At 58.3% G+C, this 17,866-nt stretch carries 19 protein-coding genes and 1 riboswitch; of the genes, 15 read left to right on the top strand and 4 right to left on the bottom strand.

What is annotated here, in order from left to right; genetic code table 11:
- Positions 1 to 109: 109 nt before the first annotated feature.
- The gene (locus tag ACSEXW_RS22790; RefSeq protein ID WP_438448491.1) at positions 110 to 1,189 is read right to left on the bottom strand and encodes a HupE/UreJ family protein; all 1,080 of its coding nucleotides are present in this window, start codon (positions 1,187 to 1,189) and stop codon (positions 110 to 112) included.
- Between the two features lie 128 nt (positions 1,190 to 1,317).
- Here ACSEXW_RS22790 and ACSEXW_RS22785 point away from each other — a divergent pair, with 128 nt between their 5' ends.
- Positions 1,318 to 1,701 carry an ATPase gene (locus ACSEXW_RS22785; RefSeq protein WP_438448490.1) on the top strand — a complete coding sequence of 128 codons (384 nt, stop codon included), beginning with the start codon at positions 1,318 to 1,320 and terminating at the stop codon, positions 1,699 to 1,701.
- An 83-nt stretch (positions 1,702 to 1,784) separates the two neighbouring features.
- Here ACSEXW_RS22785 and ACSEXW_RS22780 read toward each other — a convergent pair whose 3' ends face one another.
- Entirely contained in the window at positions 1,785 to 2,765 is a 981-nt protein-coding gene (locus tag ACSEXW_RS22780; RefSeq protein WP_438448489.1) for an EAL domain-containing protein, read from the bottom strand.
- 204 nt (positions 2,766 to 2,969) lie between these two features.
- Here ACSEXW_RS22780 and gatC point away from each other — a divergent pair, with 204 nt between their 5' ends.
- From gatC to ACSEXW_RS22760, 4 genes are read left to right on the top strand one after another with little or no spacing between them, the layout of a single operon-like run.
- Entirely contained in the window at positions 2,970 to 3,257 is a 288-nt protein-coding gene (gene gatC / locus ACSEXW_RS22775; protein WP_438448488.1) for an Asp-tRNA(Asn)/Glu-tRNA(Gln) amidotransferase subunit GatC, read from the top strand.
- A 41-nt stretch (positions 3,258 to 3,298) separates the two neighbouring features.
- Entirely contained in the window at positions 3,299 to 4,768 is a 1,470-nt protein-coding gene (gatA, locus tag ACSEXW_RS22770) for an Asp-tRNA(Asn)/Glu-tRNA(Gln) amidotransferase subunit GatA (protein ID WP_438448487.1), read from the top strand.
- 2 nt (positions 4,769 to 4,770) lie between these two features.
- Entirely contained in the window at positions 4,771 to 6,219 is a 1,449-nt protein-coding gene (gene gatB / locus ACSEXW_RS22765; protein ID WP_438448486.1) for an Asp-tRNA(Asn)/Glu-tRNA(Gln) amidotransferase subunit GatB, read from the top strand.
- A gap of 53 nt (positions 6,220 to 6,272) precedes the next feature.
- Positions 6,273 to 6,716, top strand: a complete 444-nt coding sequence (locus ACSEXW_RS22760) for a GNAT family N-acetyltransferase (protein ID WP_438448485.1) — start codon at positions 6,273 to 6,275, stop codon at positions 6,714 to 6,716.
- Positions 6,717 to 6,773: 57 nt separating this feature from the next.
- Here the strand turns inward: ACSEXW_RS22760 and ACSEXW_RS22755 are convergent, their stop codons facing one another.
- Positions 6,774 to 8,444 (bottom strand): hypothetical protein, encoded by a 1,671-nt coding sequence (locus tag ACSEXW_RS22755; protein ID WP_438448484.1) that lies wholly within the window; start codon positions 8,442 to 8,444, stop codon positions 6,774 to 6,776.
- A gap of 152 nt (positions 8,445 to 8,596) precedes the next feature.
- Between ACSEXW_RS22755 and ACSEXW_RS22750 the strand changes: the two genes are divergently transcribed.
- The 7 genes from ACSEXW_RS22750 (at position 8,597) to ACSEXW_RS22720 (ending at position 14,805) form a co-directional block, all read left to right on the top strand.
- Entirely contained in the window at positions 8,597 to 9,286 is a 690-nt protein-coding gene (locus ACSEXW_RS22750; RefSeq protein ID WP_438448483.1) for an MgtC/SapB family protein, read from the top strand.
- A gap of 114 nt (positions 9,287 to 9,400) precedes the next feature.
- The gene (locus ACSEXW_RS22745) at positions 9,401 to 10,006 is read left to right on the top strand and encodes an RNA polymerase sigma factor (protein ID WP_438448482.1); all 606 of its coding nucleotides are present in this window, start codon (positions 9,401 to 9,403) and stop codon (positions 10,004 to 10,006) included.
- Positions 9,954 to 10,424 carry an anti-sigma factor family protein gene (locus ACSEXW_RS22740; RefSeq protein ID WP_438448481.1) on the top strand — a complete coding sequence of 157 codons (471 nt, stop codon included), beginning with the start codon at positions 9,954 to 9,956 and terminating at the stop codon, positions 10,422 to 10,424. Before ACSEXW_RS22745 ends, ACSEXW_RS22740 begins: the two co-directional genes overlap by 53 nt.
- 26 nt (positions 10,425 to 10,450) lie before the next feature.
- The gene (locus ACSEXW_RS22735) at positions 10,451 to 11,116 is read left to right on the top strand and encodes a TM2 domain-containing protein (RefSeq protein WP_438448480.1); all 666 of its coding nucleotides are present in this window, start codon (positions 10,451 to 10,453) and stop codon (positions 11,114 to 11,116) included.
- A gap of 19 nt (positions 11,117 to 11,135) precedes the next feature.
- Positions 11,136 to 12,386 (top strand): DUF4097 family beta strand repeat-containing protein, encoded by a 1,251-nt coding sequence (locus tag ACSEXW_RS22730; RefSeq protein WP_438448479.1) that lies wholly within the window; start codon positions 11,136 to 11,138, stop codon positions 12,384 to 12,386.
- 119 nt (positions 12,387 to 12,505) lie between these two features.
- Positions 12,506 to 12,940: a peroxide-responsive transcriptional repressor PerR gene (gene perR / locus ACSEXW_RS22725; RefSeq protein ID WP_438448478.1), complete on the top strand. Its 435-nt coding sequence runs from the start codon at positions 12,506 to 12,508 to the stop codon at positions 12,938 to 12,940.
- Positions 12,941 to 13,059: 119 nt separating this feature from the next.
- Positions 13,060 to 14,805, top strand: coding sequence for a glycosyl hydrolase family 18 protein (locus ACSEXW_RS22720; RefSeq protein WP_438448477.1), 1,746 nt, complete (start codon positions 13,060 to 13,062; stop codon positions 14,803 to 14,805).
- 65 nt (positions 14,806 to 14,870) lie between these two features.
- On the opposite strand, the gene ACSEXW_RS22715 is transcribed toward ACSEXW_RS22720, so the two are convergent.
- Positions 14,871 to 15,239 (bottom strand): DUF2614 family zinc ribbon-containing protein, encoded by a 369-nt coding sequence (locus ACSEXW_RS22715; protein ID WP_438448476.1) that lies wholly within the window; start codon positions 15,237 to 15,239, stop codon positions 14,871 to 14,873.
- 122 nt (positions 15,240 to 15,361) lie between these two features.
- Between ACSEXW_RS22715 and ACSEXW_RS22710 the strand changes: the two genes are divergently transcribed.
- From ACSEXW_RS22710 to ACSEXW_RS22700, 3 genes are all read left to right on the top strand, one after another.
- Positions 15,362 to 16,243 carry a nucleotidyltransferase-like protein gene (locus ACSEXW_RS22710; protein WP_438448475.1) on the top strand — a complete coding sequence of 294 codons (882 nt, stop codon included), beginning with the start codon at positions 15,362 to 15,364 and terminating at the stop codon, positions 16,241 to 16,243.
- A gap of 35 nt (positions 16,244 to 16,278) precedes the next feature.
- Positions 16,279 to 16,405: riboswitch (TPP riboswitch) on the top strand.
- Positions 16,406 to 16,493: 88 nt separating this feature from the next.
- Positions 16,494 to 16,694: a sulfur carrier protein ThiS gene (gene thiS / locus ACSEXW_RS22705; protein ID WP_438448474.1), complete on the top strand. Its 201-nt coding sequence runs from the start codon at positions 16,494 to 16,496 to the stop codon at positions 16,692 to 16,694.
- 50 nt (positions 16,695 to 16,744) lie between these two features.
- Positions 16,745 to 17,518 carry a thiazole synthase gene (locus tag ACSEXW_RS22700; RefSeq protein WP_438448473.1) on the top strand — a complete coding sequence of 258 codons (774 nt, stop codon included), beginning with the start codon at positions 16,745 to 16,747 and terminating at the stop codon, positions 17,516 to 17,518.
- The last annotated feature ends 348 nt before the right edge of the window (positions 17,519 to 17,866 follow it).

The raw sequence follows: 17,866 nt of genomic DNA, 5'->3' as shown, positions 1-17,866 counted from the left end.
CGAATAACCAACCTATAGAGAGACTGTCCAAAAAGTAAAGAAACCTCATCTTGGCATATGGTGGGTGGTGGAACCTCCATATTACCGGGGACAGGTTTCTTTTTCCTTTTCATCCGATCCGCTGGACGAACCAATGGAGACCCAGGACGAAGAGACCGGCGGAGCCGGCCCAGACCAGAATCCGGTAAGGGCGGACATACCGTTGCCGGAGCCACAGGAGCAGCGGCAGAGTGGCAGCGACCAGCACCACCTGGCCGAGCTCCACCCCGAGGTTGAAGGCAATCAGGGAGGGCAGGATATCCGTGGCCGGCAGCCCGGTTTCCCCCAGCGCTCCCGCGAAGCCCAGGCCGTGAATCAAGCCCAGCAGCAGAGCGGGAATCCATCGCCGCCCCGGCCGGCGGACAAAGGGGTTGCCCGCGGCAACATAGCAGATGGATAAGGCGATGCCGGCCTCCACCAGACGCGGACTGACGGGCAGATAGCCCGATGCGGCCAAGAGGAGCGTCAGACTGTGGGATGCGGTGAAGGCGGTGACCACCGCCAGCGCCTCCTTCCAGCGGCTGACGGCCAGGAGCAGAGACAGCAGGAAGGCCAGGTGGTCCTGACCGCTGAAGATGTGGACGACGCCAAGCCTGAAGTACACGGCGACCCTCGACCACAGGCTGGCGGGATTATCGAAGAGGTACTCCCGGTCGCTGTCCTCGAACAGGTACTGGTCCAGCACTCCGCCGCTGCGAATTGTCACAAAATTCAGATGAACCGGGTCTATATCATCGAATAGTAGATTATACTGAATGTGGAGCGACACCACCGTCTCCTCCGATTGGAAGAGCAGGTCCATGGCCACTCCCGGCACACCCTCCTTCTCGGAGGATCGGACGCCGGAAACCCGCATGTCCATGGGAAAGTCGCCGTTATCGAGCGCAAGCCGCTCCGATACGTAATCCTCCAGAACGGGACGGCCGTCGCGCAGCTCGGCGTCGGTTATTTTCCCGTCCCTGTCCGAATCTAGGAACGGCAAACCCGCTGCTGGTAGGAACAGGCCGTAATAGACTTCCGCGCCCTCGATGCGGAGGTCGGAGTACCCGTTGTTGAACGGGTGCGCCGCGGTGCGTGAAGCGGCTGCAGTCCATAGGAGAACCAGCAAAATAGCGGCTGCAGCGGCAGCGGACAGGATTCGGCGGAACATTGGACACCTCGACCGTTTTTTAGTAACATAGTACCAATATCATAGAGTCGACTCAAGCTGACCCGTCACTTTCGGTTCATTATATACACGGCCGTCCGGATTTTCGGACCGGCATAGGAGGAGTCATTATGCTTCGTTTGGGATCCAAGGTAATCATCGTCGCCGACGCCTTCGAACAAAGTCTGCCTGTAGGGGACTACGGGTACATCATCGCGTATGACCGGAATGCAGACAACGCCTTCGATTATGTAGTCCGGGTGCCTAAGGCGAACAAGCATTATTTCGTCACCTCCGGCGACATCGAGCTGGAGGAGGTGCTGCTTCAGCAGGAGGCGGAGAAGATCGAGAGGGAAGCTCTCATCGACTATGCGCTTGCCACGAAGAACGCGGAGCTGTTCCGCCGCATCATGAACGGCGGCGATCTGTCCGAGGAGCCTGCCGCGGAAGTAACCAAGGACGTGCAGAGCCGCGAGGACTTCATTAAGCAGGTCAGCCTGAAGGCATGGATCTGACGATCCGACAATGGCCGTACACGAAGAAGAAGCCGGTACCGAGGCGCGAATGGACGCGCTTCGGTACCGGCTTTGTTGTAGGATCAAGGGTTGGGCGACGGCTTGCCGAGCAGGTATCCTTGGGCCAGGTCCACGCCGGCCGATCGGCATACCTCCAGCTCCTCCGGCCTCTCGATCCCCTCCGCGAGAACGGTGGCGCCTACGGAACGGGCCGTCCCGACAATGGCTTCCAGATCGCGACGCCGCTCCGGAACCTGATCGCAGAACCGGACGACCTCCCGGTCGATCTTGACGTAATCGGGCTTCAGGCTGACTAGGACATCGAGGGTCGAATAGCCGGCCCCCACGTCATCCAGCGCCACCTTCATCCCATTCTCCTTGTAGACGCTGAAGATGGAGGCGAGCTTGGGAATGTCCACGATCCGCTCCGTCTCCACCACCTCGAAGACGAAATCCGCCGGATCCTGATCAAATTCCCGTATGGCCTGGAAAGTATGGGTCAAGCAGTATTCCGGATTGTAGATGGAGGACGGCAGGAAATTGACGAACCGCTTCAAGCCCCTGCCAAGATGCTTCGCACCGGTCTCGATGGCCGAGATCCGGGCCGCCCGGTCCAGGAAGGAGTGGAAGCCGGTTTCCTGGGCGGCGCGGAACAGCTCGTAGGGCTGGAAGGGGACCGCATGCGGCATGGATCGAAGCAGCATTTCGTACCCGTACAGCGCTCCGTTCCTCCGGAGATCCACAATAGGCTGCATATGGCTGGTGAACTGACGGTCCCGGATGATCCGGATCAGATCCGAATGGCGGACACGAGCTTGCCAGACGGACAGAGGGAGCCAACTGCTCCCGGCAAGAGGCGTGTTTGCCGGACCCTCCGGAATCACACTGATCTCTGCGTCCTCCCCCTCGGCATGACGATCCTGCAGGCCGGACAACAGATCAAGCAGCGTTTCCCTGGAATCGTACGGATACGAGCTTACAAGACCGGGCTCTTGAACAAGCCGGTACCTGATGGTCCCCCGGTCTTCCAAAGGCGCTATGGAACGGCAATCGGGACAGGACATGGTGTCAGCTCCGTTCGGACAAATTGGGCGGCGATGGGGACATTCCCGCCTTATGGTCGTATTGTACAATGATTTCGGTTTTCCTGCATTGGCACAAGTTGCCAAGCCCGCAACGCCCCGGAAAATATTCACATGGCAATTGAGTTCAAATACCCGCTAGGCTATAATGGAATGAAGTATTTTGGAGGAAAAAGGGGTGCAATCATGAGCATTACCGTCAAAGACGTAGAGCACGTGGCCGCATTGGCCCGTCTGGAGCTGTCAGAGGAAGAGAAGGCCCTGTACACCGGCCAGCTGAACGCCATCCTGAAATATGCGGAGCAGCTGAATGCTCTGGACACCGACGGTGTGGTGCCGACCAGCCACGCCGTGCCGCTGCACAATGTGATGCGGGAGGATACGGTCCGGGAGTCGCTGCCCATTGAGAAAGTGATGCTGAACGCGCCGGATGAGGAAGACGGACAATTCAAGGTTCCGGCGGTATTGGAATAGAGCCCGGAATGGGCATGCTTCAATTGGAGGAGGGCTGAAACGTGTCATTGTTTGATCTGAAATTGCAAGAGCTGCACAACAAGCTCGTCAGCAAGGAGCTGTCCGTGAAGGATCTGGTGGACCATTCCTACAGCCGCATCGCGGAGGTGGAGCCCCGGATTAAGGCGTTCCTGAACTTATATGAAGAGAAGGCTCGCCAGACCGCCGCTGAGCTGGACAAGCAGCTGTCGGAGGGAGGAGAACGCGGCCTGCTGTTCGGTCTGCCCATGGGCCTGAAGGACAATATGGTGGCCGAGGGCACCCTGACGACCTGCGCCAGCAAGTTTCTGGCCAACTACCAATCCATCTACGATGCGACGGCAGTGTCGAAGATCAAGAACGCCCAAGCCGTCATCGTCGGCAAGCTGAACATGGACGAGTTCGCCATGGGCGGCTCCAACGAGAATTCAGGCTTCCATCCCACCTATAATCCCTGGAATACCGAGTACGTGCCGGGCGGCTCCAGCGGCGGCTCTGCAGCATCCGTTGCAGCAGGCGAGGTCTACTTCTCCCTGGGCTCCGACACCGGCGGCTCCATCCGCCAGCCCGCCTCCTATTGCGGTGTGGTCGGCTTGAAGCCTACCTACGGCCTGGTTTCCCGCTATGGTCTGGTAGCCTTCGCTTCGTCCTTGGACCAGATCGGCCCCTTGACCAAAAATGTGGAAGACGCCGCTTACGTGCTTCAAGCCATAGCCGGACACGACCCGCTGGACTCCACCTCGCTCAAGGAGCCGGTTCCGGATTACATCAGCGCCTTGACCGGCGACGTGAAGGGTCTGCGCATCGGTGTGCCGAAGGAATATCTGGGCACGGGCGTCGACCCGGCCGTGAAGGAAGCGGTCCTGGCCGCCCTGAAGGTGTACGAATCCCTGGGCGCCGTCTGGGAAGAGGTGTCCCTGCCCCATACGGAGTATGCGGTGGCGACCTATTACCTTCTCGCTTCCTCGGAGGCCTCCTCCAACCTGGCCCGCTACGACGGCGTCCGTTACGGCGTCCGTGCGGAAGCGGACAACCTGCTGGACGTTTACCGCAAGTCCCGGAGCCAGGGCTTCGGCGACGAAGTGAAGCGCCGGATCATGCTGGGCACCTACGCGCTCAGCTCGGGCTACTATGATGCCTTCTACCTGAAGGCCCAGAAGGTCCGCACCCTGATCCGCCAAGACTTCGAGCAGGTGTTCGACAAGTTCGACGTCATCATGGGCCCGACGGCGCCCACCACCGCCTTCAAGATCGGCGCGCAGGTAGACGACCCGTTGACCATGTATCTGAACGATATTCTGACCATTCCGGTGAACCTCGCCGGCATTCCGGCCATCAGCATTCCGTGCGGCTTCGCAGACGGTATGCCTGTCGGCCTGCAGATCATCGGCAAGGCACTGGACGAGTCCACCGTGCTCCGTGCCGCCCATGCGTATGAACAGAACACCGGCTTCCATAAGGAACGTCCGCAGATGAAGGAGGTGCACGCGTAACCATGAGCACCGTAACCCGCACTTACGAAACCGTCATCGGCCTTGAGGTTCACGTGGAGCTGCATACCGCCACCAAGATCTTCTGCGGCTGTGCCACCTCCTTCGGCGCCGAGCCGAATACCCGCACCTGCCCCGTATGCCTGGGGCACCCGGGCGTGCTGCCTGTCCTGAACCGGCAGGCAGTAGAATACGCCATGAAGGCCGCTATGGCGCTGAACTGTACCATCGCTTCCGAGAGCAAGTTCGACCGGAAGAATTATTTTTACCCGGACCTGCCGAAGGCGTACCAGATCTCCCAGTATGACAAGCCCATCGGCGAGCACGGCTATATCGATATCGAAGTGAACGGCGAAACCAAGCGCATCGGCATCACCCGGGTCCATCTGGAGGAGGATGCGTGCAAGCTGAACCATGTGGACGGCGGCTATGCCTCCCTCGTGGATATTAACCGGGGCGGCACGCCGCTCATCGAGATCGTGTCCGAGCCGGATATCCGTTCCCCCGAGGAAGCCAGGGCTTATCTGGAGAAGCTCCGCTCCATCATGCTGTACTGCGACGTCTCCGACGTGAAAATGGAGGAGGGCTCCCTCCGCTGCGACGCCAACATCAGCCTGCGCCCCTATGGGCAGGAGAAGTTCGGCACCAAGGCGGAGCTCAAGAACATGAACTCCTTCCGGGGCGTGCAGCGCGGTCTGGAATACGAGGAGATCCGTCAGGCCCAGGTGCTGGACGAGGGCGGACGGGTGGTTCAGGAGACCCGCCGTTACGACGATGCCCAAGGCAAAACCTTCTCCATGCGCAGCAAGGAGGAAGCCCACGACTACCGCTACTTCCCGGACCCCGACCTGGTGACCCTCCACATCGACGACGAGTGGAAGGCCCGGGTGCGCAATAGCATTCCGGAGCTGCCGGATGCCCGCAAAGCCCGGTATACCGGCGAGTACGGCCTGCCGGCTTACGACGCGGAGGTCATCACGGCTTCCATGCTCATCGCGGACCTGTTCGAGGAGAGCTTGAAGTATACGAAGGACGCCAAGGCCGTAGCCAACTGGATTATGGGCGACCTGCTGGGCTACCTGAACGCCGCCGGCCTGGAGCCGAAGGAGCTGAAGGTGACCGGCAAGGGCTTAGGCGAGATGATCGGACTCATCGAGAAGGGCACCATCAGCGGCAAAATCGCCAAGACCGTGTTCAAGGCCATGCTGGAGACCGGCAAGGACCCGCAGCGCATCGTCGAGGAGCAGGGGCTGGTTCAGATCAGCGACGAGGGCGCCATCAAGGCCATCGTGGAGCAGGTCGTGGCCGCGAACCCGCAGTCCGTAGCGGACTTCAAGGCAGGCAAGGAGAAGGCCATCGGGTTCCTTGTAGGCCAGGTGATGAGGGAATCGAAGGGGAAGGCCAATCCGGGACTGGCCAACAAGCTCATTATGGACGTGCTCAGCACGCTGTGATGCAGCCGATACCGGCAAAAATACGGCCCATCGACTTGGAGGACTCCGCCGGCATGCTGGCGCTATTGGCCCTCCAGATGGCCGCATATGTGAAAGAGGCGGAAATGATCGGGTTGCCCGACATTCCGCCTCTTTTCGAATCGCCCGATGCTGTCCGGAGCTCGGGCGAGCGCTTCTACGGCTTCTACGACGAAGGGGTAGCCGGTGCCGAAGAACTGGTCGGCGCCGTCTCTCTTCTGGATAGGGGACCGGACCGCTTGGAGATCCGCCGGCTTATGGTGCGCCCGGAGCGGTTCCGCCAGGGCGTGGCCTCGGCGCTCCTGCGCTTCGTGCGGGAGCTGGCCGGGGGCCGCACCTTGTCGGTCCGCACCGTGACGGCCAACACTGCCGCCCTTGCGCTGTACGGCCGCTTCGGCTTCCGCCCGGTGTGGGAGGAGCCCACGGTTCTGGGACTCACCCTGGTGGAGCTGCCGCGTGCGGCTCATCGGCCGGACTGATGGTTGGCTGAGTGACCGGTTGACCGGCATGGGGTTGGGCTTTCAACCGTCCGGTACTCACACCCGGACGCTGTAACCGGCGAAGGATACCGCCGCCCCGTTTATCCGGCGCTCCAGCACGCCATCGGCGCCGGCAGCAAGGACCAGCCTGTCGCCCTTGGACAGGCTGAGATACTCGGCGCGGACCGTGCCGTCCGCTCCTGCGGACCAGGACGGCTCCGCGCCTGCCGCTGCGGATGCTACAGCGGACAAGCTCCGCCATCCCCTGGCGGATGCCGCCTCAGCATCCAAGGCCTCGATGATGACGCCGTGAGTGCCGGCGGCGTTCGACGAGCGGACCGTCATACGGTCCGCTTTTTCCATGGCTTCGTACGGGTTCATCAGATGAACGATCAGGTATGCGTCTCCGCAAGCCCCGACCATGAGCCGTTCCCCCAGCTGCCATTCGCCGAGCGGCAGACATCCCAGCAGAAGGGATTGCTGCTCATCGGCAGACGGGACATAGACCGCCGCCACCGTGTTCTCGTGCAGGAGCACCTCCGTTCCTCCGCTCTGATGGCGGGGATCCCCTTCGGTGTATCCGCTGCCCGGACGGAAGAAGAAGGCCCGGTTGGCCCGTCCGTCCGCTGCGGATACGGGGAGTGTCACGTCCCAGCGGTGCTGCTCGTTCATATATTCCTCCGCGCGTTCCCATACGCCGCCTACGGCAAAGGCAGGGGTCAGGTACACGCAGGCATGCAGGCTCCCGTTCTCCACATGCTCGGGATCGAGCGGGATCAGCCGTTTTACCTCTGATACACCCTGGCGGTTGACGGCGGAGGCGATTACGCTCTCCTCCACCCTCGGCATCACAAGACCGGCCGCCTCCAGCCGCAGGATATCCGACGGCATCGGGAAATCGCCGAACATTACATAGTCGATCAGGCTGTTCCGATCGGCAGGGATGTCGTGAGGCAGCACCCGCGAATGTGGCCCGGCCCAGGCGCCCTTCAGATACACCGATGCCCGGACCCTCCATAGATAATCCAGCATGCCGTCCAGCAGCTCTATGGACTCCTGCTCCCGCACCAGCTCCCGGGCGAAGGTGAAGGCCTGCACCCAGTGCCAGAACCAGGGGAGCGCCCCGTATTCCCGCATGCCGTTGGCGCGGACCGTATCCAGCATCCGCTTCAGATTCCGGCGCCCGGTCTCAGCCAGCTCCGCATCCCGGAACAGCTCACCCCAGATCAGCTGCTGGGCGGTATATTTGGACTCGTGGTGGCTGAAGGGATCCACATTCTTCCGGTACCAGTTGCCGAGATAGGCGCAGCGCATGGACTCCTGGAAGGCCAGGTCCAGCTCCCGGTCCATGCCGGCTGCATACTGGGAATGGAACCAGGCCAGCATGGAGCCCAGCAGCTCCACGGGCAGGGTGTTGGCGGGGGCCGTTGCCGGATCTTTACCGAGACCGAGCGGCCAATGTCCGAAGCCCGGGTCGGCGGGGTCTTGAACCTGAAGGCTCAGTACCCGCAGCAGCATATCTTGAGCCAGCTTCAAGCCAGACTCACGCGGAAAACGGAGCTCCAGACTTTCATCCGTGCAAGCGGCATATAGATGCAAGGCATAATAAAGATTGTCCCGAAGGTCGCCGTGGGTCCAGAATCCGCTCTCCAGAAGGGGGAGGCCGAAGGCCTTCTCCGCAGCCAGCCGGAGCACCTGCCGGCGGCGTTCATTTTGCTGTTGGGTCATGATCATCTCTCCGTTTCATCCCCGCTTCCGGGTATTTAAACCTTTAAATAAGAGTGTAGGCCACAATCTTCACCCAGACAAGGGTCAATATCACGAAATCCTCGTTTTTTTGATATAATAGAGCATCGCGTAATGCAGGAGGAACACACATCATGAGTCCTTGGGAATTAGAGCCATGGTATATGGCAGGACGTTTGCTGCTGGCATTGGTGCTGGGCGGCTTGATCGGTTTTGAACGGGAAAAAAACAGCAGCGCCGCCGGCTTCCGGACTCACATCCTGGTCTGTCTGGGATCAGCGCTGATCATGCTCCTGTCGGCGTACGGGTTCCCCGAGTTCGCCAGCGAGCCCAACGTGCGGATGGATCCGGCCCGGCTGGCCGCGCAGGTGATCAGCGGCATCGGCTTTTTGGGGGCGGGCACGATTCTCCGCAACGGCATGTCCATCACAGGCCTGACGACGGCGGCCTCGCTGTGGGTAGTGGCGGCCATCGGTTTGTCCTGCGGGGCCGGCTTCTATTTTGCAGCTATCCTGACGACGGTCATGGTGCTCATGAGCTTATGGATCCTGAGCGCGGTGGAGAAGAAGTTCTTCCGGACCAAGCGGGAGTACCTGATCAAGGTCCATACCTCCCAGACTCACGGCGTCCTGAATGCCATCTCGACGCTACTGGAGAAGAAGGGTGTCGTGATCCAGCGCCTGGCCTTGGAGGAGGACGACCGGGAGGACCAGAGCGATCTGCATATCACGATGGCGCTGCGCATACCCAAGGGGATGAAGGTGGTTACCGTCGTCGAGGAGATCCGCCAGATGAAGTATGTGAGCGGCGTTTCCGTCGAATAGCGGGCCGCACTCCCCCAATACCAAAAAACTTCGGCCGGTTTGAAGGGATAGCCTCAAACCGGCCGTCTAATTACATAGCACGATTCGAATCACGGGAAGCAAGGAGGCGCCGCCATGGAGCAATTGACGGATGAAGCGTTGGTCGACCGTGTCCGTCAAGGCGATCAGGACGCCTTCCGGCTTCTGGTAGACCGGAATAAGAGCGGAGTGTACAGCTTGATCCGATGCCGGGTGGAGGGACATGAGACGGCGGAGGACCTGGCGCAGGAGGTATTCCTGAAGCTGTACCGGTCGCTTTCCGGCTTCCGGGGTGATTCCAGGCTGTCCACCTGGATGTACCGGCTGGCTTTGAACGCCGTCTCGGATCATCTGCGGACGGTTCGGAGGAGACCGGTATTGGCGGTGATCGATGCCGTGAAGGGCTGGATGGGGGATCCGAAGGGACAGCCCGAGGAGCAGGCGCTGCTGCAGGAGGAGCGGGAAACCGTAGTCACGCTTCTGCGGAGGCTGCCGGAGAAGTACCGGGAGGCCCTGTTTTTGTACCATTACCGGCAGATGTCCTCCGGGGAGATCGCCCAACTGCTGGGGCTTCCGGTCAAGACGGTGGAAACCCGATTGTTGAGAGGCAAGAGCATGCTGAAGCAGCAATGGCTGGAGGTGTATGGAAGTGAACCGACCACATCCGGACGACCGGACGCTGGAGCTTTATCGAAGCTGTAAACTGCCGGAGACGGAGGCGGACAAGATCCGGCTCCATATGGAGCGCTGTGCTGCATGCTCCGCCAAGCTCCAGGCCCTGGAGAGGCTGGAGCGGCATCTGCACGAGTTATCCACGGAGTCTCCTGGGGTGGACTTCACTGACCGCGTCATGCAGGCGCTGTCCGCATCCGAAGTCCAAGTGGCGGCCCGCTTGAATGGGGAGAATGCATCCGTTGCGAAGCGCCGCTTCGGCTGGATGCTCCGCCCGGAGCTCTATAATGTGCTGTTAGCTACGGCAGCCACGTATTTATTTGTATCCACCGGCATTCTGCAGGCGATCTTCACCGTCGATTCCGGCACGATGGAGGCCGGATTATATGTTCGCATGCTTGTGGTACTGGAATGGGTCGGCCGGATTACTCATTCCCTTCCGTCATGAACGCACAAAAAGGAGGCTTCCATACTATGAACGAACCGAACAACGGCACTTACCGGCCTGAAGCCGGGGGGACGGAGACGGAGCGGGACCGCTTCTTCGAGGAGCGGCCTTTCCAGCCGCTTCATCCGCCTGGACCGATGCCGGGAGTGAACCAGCCGCCCGTCTTCCTGGATCCTTACGCGGAGCTCCCGAAGAAAAGCAAGTTCGCCGCGGGCATCCTGGCGTTCTTCATTCCGGGCACGGGACACTTTTATCTCGGTCTGATGCAGCGGGGGCTGTTCATCATGCTGCTGTTCATCCTGAACATCGCGGCGATTCCTTACACCATGAACCATTACAATATGGATAATTCCTACATCCCCTTCGTGGTGCTCCTGGGCTGTCTGATTCCGGTCATCTACTTTTATAATCTGTTCGACGCCCTTCAATCCACGGATCAAGTGAATGCATACCGCCGCGCCGTACAGCTGGGGCATGTCCCCATGATTCCAGGCAGTGACCCGTTGGGACGCCAATCCAAGGGCGGCACCCTGGGCATGGCGCTGATCGCCGTGGGCGTGTTCCTGTTCCTGGTGTCTACCAAGCCGGCCTGGCTGGATGATCTGTTCGACATGATGGGCTCCTACGTGGGGGCTATCATCCTGATCGGGGCAGGCGTACTGCTGTTTTTGAACGAATCCAAAAAGAGATAAACGGGAAGGACGTGGCCGAATGTTGAAGGTAGGACGCTATACGGCGGCCTTGCTGCTGGTAACGTCGGGAGTGCTGCTGCTCATCGACCAGAGAACCGGCTCCGACCATTTGCTGCTGCTGCTGGATTGGTGGCCGCTCTTGCTCATCATGCTGGGCTTGGAATATTTGATCTTCAATTTTATCAACCGGAGGGGGGAACGTCAGCTCCGGATGGATGTGGGCGGTTTGCTCCTGTCCGTGCTTGTGTCCGCCGTGGTAGTGGGGACGACCCAATCGGACGTAATTCCCTCCAAGTGGCTGAGGGAGCTTGATTTTAACATCGATACGCTCAAAATGTCCTTCTCCTCCGAGGAGGGATATTCCTTCGATAAGGAAACGGTGCATGTGCCGCTGGCGGAGGGTACCTCCAAGATCATCTTCGATAACCCGAACGGAAGTGTGGAGATGAAGGCGGGGCCTGTGACTGATGTCGAAGTGAAGGCGGTCGTGTGGGTTGACAAGGTGGATGAAACGGAGGCGCGGCAGGTAGCGGACCAATCCCAGGTGACGTTCACCGACGGCGGTACGGTCCGCATCACTGCCAGCGGGCATGAATACACCGGCGGCTTCACGAACAAGCGCAAGCCCCGCATGAATCTGACGGTGACGGTTCCTGCAGATAAGCTGGTCAACTACGAGCTGCAGCTGCGCAACGGACGCATTGCCGTCAACGGCTTGAAGGTGAAGGAAGAGCTGAAGGCGCGGACCACCAACGGAGCCATTGCGCTGACGGACATCCAAGGCAGCGTCTCTGCCGGTACTACCAACGGAGCCGTGGACATAGCCCGGGCAACGGGCAGCGTGACGGTCGATACCACCAACGGAGCTGTGACGGCCAAGGAAGTGGGGGGCAAGCTCAATATTGACACCACCAACGGATCGGTGTCCGTGGAGCAGGCGGGCGGACCGGTAGACGTGGATACGACCAACGGGAAGATCTCGGTCCGGGAGGCTGCCGCGGGAGTGAAGGCCGACGCGACGAACGGATCGATTACCGTGTACACCCATACGGTGGGAGGGCCCTATGAGCTGGACAATATGGCCGGCTCCATCGACCTGAAGATTCCCTCCACCGCCCATGTGGACCTGAAGGGGAGCGCCAACGGCTCGATCTCCACGAACCTGCCGTTCAAGATTGAAAGCAAGAAGATCACCGGTCAGCTGGGCAGCGGACAGTACGCCATCAAGCTGGACACAAACAGCAAAATCGAAGTTAACAGAATAGACTAAATTCGCTGCCGAATAGGTTTACAGAATGGTGAACTTCGTTGACAATGTGAATCCAAGGCCCGTACAATGAGTATAAATTAGTAATTACTCTTGACAAATACTCATTGGTGGTGAGGAAGATGAATTTTCGATTTGAACAGGCTTTGGAGAAACTTAAAATGACCGGTGTGCGCATGACCCCCCAGAGACACGCGATTTTGTCGTTTTTACTCGATTCGACCGCCCATCCGACAGCAGATGACATTTACAAGGCGCTTGAAGATCGCTTTCCAAGCATGAGCGTGGCAACGGTTTACAATAATTTGAAGGTCTTTATCGAAGCGGGCCTGGTCATGGAATTGACCTACGGAGACGACTCCAGCCGCTTTGACGCCAACACGGAGCTGCATTATCATGCGCAGTGCGACGTTTGCGGCCGGATGGTAGATTTTATGTACCCCCCGCTTACGGCAGTGGAAGAGGTCGCGGCGGCCAGCACCGGCTTTGTGATCCATGGGCACCGGTTGGAAGTGCACGGGGTCTGTAAGGACTGCTCCAATCCGACTAAACATTGATTTCCAGGCAATTCTATTCCGACAAATTTGTAGTATAATAGACATGCCGCTGTTTTCGAAGACGAAAACAGGCATGTCTATTTTTTATATGTTTCGACTTCTTGGGGAGGAAGTGACACATGGAACCGACGCAGATCGGGGGCCGGCGCAAGCTGCCGGGTGCTTTTGCAATCATCTTGACCTTGCTGCTGCTGGCTGCCGTGGCCGCAGGCTCATTCTATTATTGGCACCGCTATTGGCCCAGCGACAAGCATGCGGACTATTCGTTCGCTGGGGCCGAGAAGCCGATCTTTTATAAGGGCGAACAGCTGGCGGGTACCGCTAAGGGTTCGAAGGAAAGCCTGAAGCTGCCCTTCAAGATACTCAAGGAACTCATTGATCCGTCCATTTATTATGAAGAAGCGACTCAGTCCGTTATCGTCACCACGGAGAACAAGGTTCTCCGCATGAAGACCAGCCAGCTGACCGCCATGATGAACGAGAAGCCGGTGGAGCTCCGCTTCCCGGTCGAGAAGGACGGGGATACCGTCTATGTTCCCTTGGAGCCGCTGAAGGAGATCTATAAGATGGATCCCAAGGAATCCGGGGATACCGGAGCCATCCTGATCCGCAAGACCGGAGACATCGTGAATTGGGGCTCTGCCGCGGCAGACGAGAAGCACCCGGACCGGACTCGGGCTTTACGATCGGACGCCTCCGTCAAAGCCGACATTTATTCGGACGTGGCTCAAGGCACCCGCATCATGATCTGGGGCGAGCAGGAGGGCTGGTACAAGGTTCAGCTGGAATCGGGCGTAGGCGGCTTTATGCGCAAGGCGGATGTGGTGCTGGAGGCACCGGAGGCCGTTGTGCTGCAGAGCGGAGAGACCAAGGGATACGTGCCCTGGAAGCCTCTTGGCGGCAAGATTAATCTGACCTGGCAGCAGGTCTACAACAAAAATCCCGATCCTACCAAGTTTGCGCCGATGCCCGGATTGAATGTAATCAGTCCCCAATGGTTCATCGTCAACGATGCGGAGGGCAACGTGAAGCATACGGCGGACGCCGGCTTCGTCTCCTGGGCCAACAGCCAGAACCTTCAGGTCTGGGCACTGTTCAGCAACGGCTTCGATCCGAAGCGGACCAACGAATTCCTGGCCACCTACGACAAGCGGATGAAGATCATCAAGCAGATCGTATCGTATGCGAAGCTGTATAGGCTTCAGGGGATCAACATCGATTTCGAGAATGTATATCTGAAGGATAAAGCCGTATTCGTGCAATTTGTCCGGGAGCTTGCTCCGTTCCTTCATGAGCAGGGCGTGGTGGTTTCCGTTGACGTGACGGTGAAGGACGGCTCCGAGACCTATTCACTCTTCTTGGACCGCAAGGCGCTGGCTGAGTCGGTGGATTATATGATGGTCATGACCTATGACGAGCATTGGGCTACGAGCTCCAAAGCCGGCTCCGTCGCTTCCCTGCCTTGGGTGGAGAAAGGGATCGTACAGATTATGAAGGAGGACGGCGTGCCGCCATCCAAGCTGCTCCTGGGTGTGCCCTTCTACACCCGGATCTGGACGGAGACCGTTAAGGACGGCAAGACCAGCGTCACCTCCAAGGCGGTGGGCATGGACGCGGTAGAGAAGCTGCTGAAGGAGAAAAAACTGACTCCGGCATTGGACCCTGCCAGCGGCCAGAATTACGTGGAATACAAGGAGAATGATCAGACTACGGTCAAGATCTGGATCGAGGATGAGATGTCCATGAAGAAGCGGGCCGACCTGGTCAAGACCTACGATCTCGCTGGAATCGCCTCCTGGAGCCGCGGGATGGAGAAGCCGGAGATTTGGGATACGATCCGCAATACGCTTGAACAAAGACCCTAATTCAGTAGCAAAAAACCGGGACGCCGATATCTAATCGGGTCCCGGTTTTTCTATTAGTCTTCGGATCAGGCCTGCCTTCCGATCTCGTCGGAGGGACGGGCTTCGGCGGGGGCGTGGGCCGGATCCAGCGAGAGAATCGTTTTGCAGAACATGCAGCGGTCCACCTTGCCCAGGACCTTCGTCGTTTTGCCGCATTCGGGGCATTGGAGGATGACGGCGCTGGTGGAGAGCATGCCGGCCCAGAAATAGACGCCCATGCTGGTCATCACGCTGATCAAGCCCAGAATCATGAATATGGCGGCGATAACTTGTCCGACCGCACCCCATTTGAACACGATGCCTACCGTCCCGATGATCATAAGCAGCAGGCCTCCCATGGTCAGCAGCAGGCCCCATAGGCGGAATTCGTTAACCTTGCTGGATTTCAATCGCATTGGACACCCTCAATTCTTAAGTTTTTCATACACCTTGCAGCGCGGAAGGAAATCAGGAATGCAATGTAGAATAGATTACTAGAAAAGAGTCATAATTGCATCTGTATTAGGAGGACATCGTGATGAACGTCATTACCGTATCCCTGAAGGAGCAGCTTACAGCCGGACTTCTTGAAGCCAAGGGCTTGCTGGGAGCCGTCGCAGTGTCTGACGACAGCGGCTTGTCCGTTTTGTCCGAGGGGAATGGGCTGCTGCTGGTGCTCGTGGTGGAGAACGGGGCGTCGGACGGTTCCATATCCCATTATATGCAAGACGGAATTCGCATACAAGAACGCAGAATATCCCGAAGCACGCTGGAAGCGATACTGGCTGCTCGGGAGGATAGAACCTTCATCCAATGGATGATACAAGGGGAGATTTGGGTGGATCCGCAAGCCTACCTCGCACAAGTCCGGGCCGAGCTGCTCGAATATCCGGCCATTGCCAAGGAACAGAAGCTCTTGGCGGAATTCTCCATGTTCCTGAAGAGGTACATGCAGTGCAAGGAGTTCCTGCATGCCGAGCAGATTCTGGATGCCTACAGCTGTATTCTGCGCGCCATCCATCATTGGGCCCGCATCGTCGTATTGGAAGCGGGGGTCCATCCGGAAGCAACCGTGTGGCAGCAGGTTCGTCAGTACAATACTGGCGTTTACAAGCTCTACGAGGAGCTGACGGCCAGTCCGGAGACGTTGAAGCAGCGGGTGGAGCTGGTCTTGCTTGCCTGCGAGTTTTCCGTCATGTCCAAGATGGAGAGCTGCTGTTCCATGCTGATTCGTATTTTGGAGGAATCGGAGGAGCCGATGGGCGTGGAGGATCTGCTGGGCCACCCCTATCTTCAAGGACAGACCGGTGCCAATCTTCCGCTCCTTCTCAACAAGCTGGCCCGTAAGGCGCTGATTAAGGAAGTGGCGGTTGCCACTGACGCGGAATTGTTCTCTCTTGAAGTTAAATATACGAAGTGACGTCAGCTGTGTTATAATGATTCTTAATTGAATAAGCCAACCACTAGGGGTGCCCGTGTACACGGGCTGAGAGAAGCCGGGCTTCGACCCTTGGAACCTGATGCATGCGCTCTTCGGGCGCATCTGGATCATACCAGCGTAGGGAAGTGGACTTGTACCGACACCGTTCGTATGAAGCCAGCCCTTTCGCAGGGTTGGCTTTTTTGTGTGGACTTGTACCGATGTTATTCCGAGAAAAGGAGGCGCAGGAATGAAGGTCGTTATTAACGGGGAAGCCCGCGAGCTGCCGGATCACGCAACCGTGAAGGACATGATGCTTCAATTCAAGCTGGAGAACAAGATCCTCGTGGTCGAGCGTAACCGGACCATCGTTGACCGTAATGCATATGGCACGACGGTTCTGCAGGATGGCGATCAAATCGAGATCGTTCATTTTGTGGGAGGCGGCTGACCGCCCCGATTGTCTAATAATTTCTTGAATTAGGAGAGGAGTTATCACCCATGTCAGACGTATTGAAGATCGGACCATATGAATTCCAATCCCGGCTGCTTCTTGGGACCGGCAAATTCGCATCCCTGGAGGTCCAAGCGCAGGCAGTCGAGCTGTCGGAAGCGGAGGTGTTGACCTTTGCCATCCGGCGATTGCCCATCGATAATCCGGAGGCGCCCAATTTCCTGGAGACTCTGAATCTCAAAAAGTTCACCCTGCTCCCCAACACCGCAGGGGCATTCACGGTGGACGAATGCGTAAGGATCGCTCGGTTGGCCCGCGCCAGCGGACTGTGTGACATGATCAAGGTTGAGGTCATCGGTGATCCGAAAACCTTGCTGCCGGACCCCATCGGCACCCTGGAAGCCACCAAAATCCTCGTGGATGAAGGCTTCATTGTGCTGCCTTATACTTCCGACGACCCTATCCTGGCCCGCAAGCTTCAGGAGGCCGGCGCGGCAGCCGTGATGCCGGGAGCCTCTCCGATCGGATCGGGACAAGGCATCGTCAACCCGAATAACCTTCGTTTTATCATCGAGGAAGCGAAGGTGCCGGTTATCGTGGACGCAGGAATCGGTGGACCGTCCGATGCGGCGCTGGCTATGGAGCTGGGGGCGGACGGCGTGCTTTTGAACACGGCTGTTTCGCTGGCCGCGAATCCGGCTCTTATGGCGGAAGCGTTCAAGCTGGCAGTGATTGCCGGCCGCAAGGGCTATCAGGCCGGAAGAATTCCGAAGAAGCGTTATGCCTCAGCCAGCAGTCCAGTGGAAGGCATGATCGAATAGCAGGCGGGGCCCGGACCGCAGATCGGTTCGGGCCCTTGATTACAGTCGAGTTTCAAAAAAATTGAGAAACACCCTTGACTTTAAATCCGAGTTTATGATAAATTAGTCTTCGCCGCTGGGACAGGATAATGAATGTCCAGCACATTGCGAAGAAGATCGATGACTGGAAGAAAAAAGATCTTGCAAAGTGCGACGGCGATGTGGTACATTAAGAAAGTCGCCTCTGAGAGACGACAAAATGCAACAACAACTTAGCTCCTTGAAAACTGAACAACGAGTAGTAACAAAACACAGCCAAGTGTAATGAATGAGCTATATCGAACGAACCTTTTTGGAGAGTTTGATCCT

Source organism: Oryzibacillus soli, assembly GCF_051594765.1.
In the GTDB taxonomy this organism is placed as follows: Bacteria; Bacillota; Bacilli; order Paenibacillales; family NBRC-103111; genus Paenibacillus_AR.
The sequence above is the reverse complement of the archived record's forward strand: the minus strand, read 5'-3'. Positions and strand labels throughout refer to the sequence as shown.

What these genes read in the sequence shown, in the direction of transcription:
- ACSEXW_RS22790 (WP_438448491.1), bottom strand. Translation starts at nt 1,189, where the DNA reads ATGTTCCGCCGAATCCTGTCCGCTGCCGCTGCAGCCGCTATTTTGCTG.
- ACSEXW_RS22785 (WP_438448490.1), top strand. Translation starts at nt 1,318, where the DNA reads ATGCTTCGTTTGGGATCCAAGGTAATCATCGTCGCCGACGCCTTCGAA.
- ACSEXW_RS22780 (WP_438448489.1), bottom strand. Translation starts at nt 2,765, where the DNA reads ATGTCCTGTCCCGATTGCCGTTCCATAGCGCCTTTGGAAGACCGGGGG.
- gatC (WP_438448488.1), top strand. Translation starts at nt 2,970, where the DNA reads ATGAGCATTACCGTCAAAGACGTAGAGCACGTGGCCGCATTGGCCCGT.
- gatB (WP_438448486.1), top strand. Translation starts at nt 4,771, where the DNA reads ATGAGCACCGTAACCCGCACTTACGAAACCGTCATCGGCCTTGAGGTT.
- ACSEXW_RS22760 (WP_438448485.1), top strand. Translation starts at nt 6,273, where the DNA reads ATGCTGGCGCTATTGGCCCTCCAGATGGCCGCATATGTGAAAGAGGCG.
- ACSEXW_RS22755 (WP_438448484.1), bottom strand. Translation starts at nt 8,444, where the DNA reads ATGACCCAACAGCAAAATGAACGCCGCCGGCAGGTGCTCCGGCTGGCT.
- ACSEXW_RS22750 (WP_438448483.1), top strand. Translation starts at nt 8,597, where the DNA reads ATGAGTCCTTGGGAATTAGAGCCATGGTATATGGCAGGACGTTTGCTG.
- ACSEXW_RS22745 (WP_438448482.1), top strand. Translation starts at nt 9,401, where the DNA reads ATGGAGCAATTGACGGATGAAGCGTTGGTCGACCGTGTCCGTCAAGGC.
- ACSEXW_RS22735 (WP_438448480.1), top strand. Translation starts at nt 10,451, where the DNA reads ATGAACGAACCGAACAACGGCACTTACCGGCCTGAAGCCGGGGGGACG.
- ACSEXW_RS22730 (WP_438448479.1), top strand. Translation starts at nt 11,136, where the DNA reads ATGTTGAAGGTAGGACGCTATACGGCGGCCTTGCTGCTGGTAACGTCG.
- perR (WP_438448478.1), top strand. Translation starts at nt 12,506, where the DNA reads ATGAATTTTCGATTTGAACAGGCTTTGGAGAAACTTAAAATGACCGGT.
- ACSEXW_RS22720 (WP_438448477.1), top strand. Translation starts at nt 13,060, where the DNA reads ATGGAACCGACGCAGATCGGGGGCCGGCGCAAGCTGCCGGGTGCTTTT.
- ACSEXW_RS22715 (WP_438448476.1), bottom strand. Translation starts at nt 15,239, where the DNA reads ATGCGATTGAAATCCAGCAAGGTTAACGAATTCCGCCTATGGGGCCTG.
- ACSEXW_RS22710 (WP_438448475.1), top strand. Translation starts at nt 15,362, where the DNA reads ATGAACGTCATTACCGTATCCCTGAAGGAGCAGCTTACAGCCGGACTT.
- thiS (WP_438448474.1), top strand. Translation starts at nt 16,494, where the DNA reads ATGAAGGTCGTTATTAACGGGGAAGCCCGCGAGCTGCCGGATCACGCA.
- ACSEXW_RS22700 (WP_438448473.1), top strand. Translation starts at nt 16,745, where the DNA reads ATGTCAGACGTATTGAAGATCGGACCATATGAATTCCAATCCCGGCTG.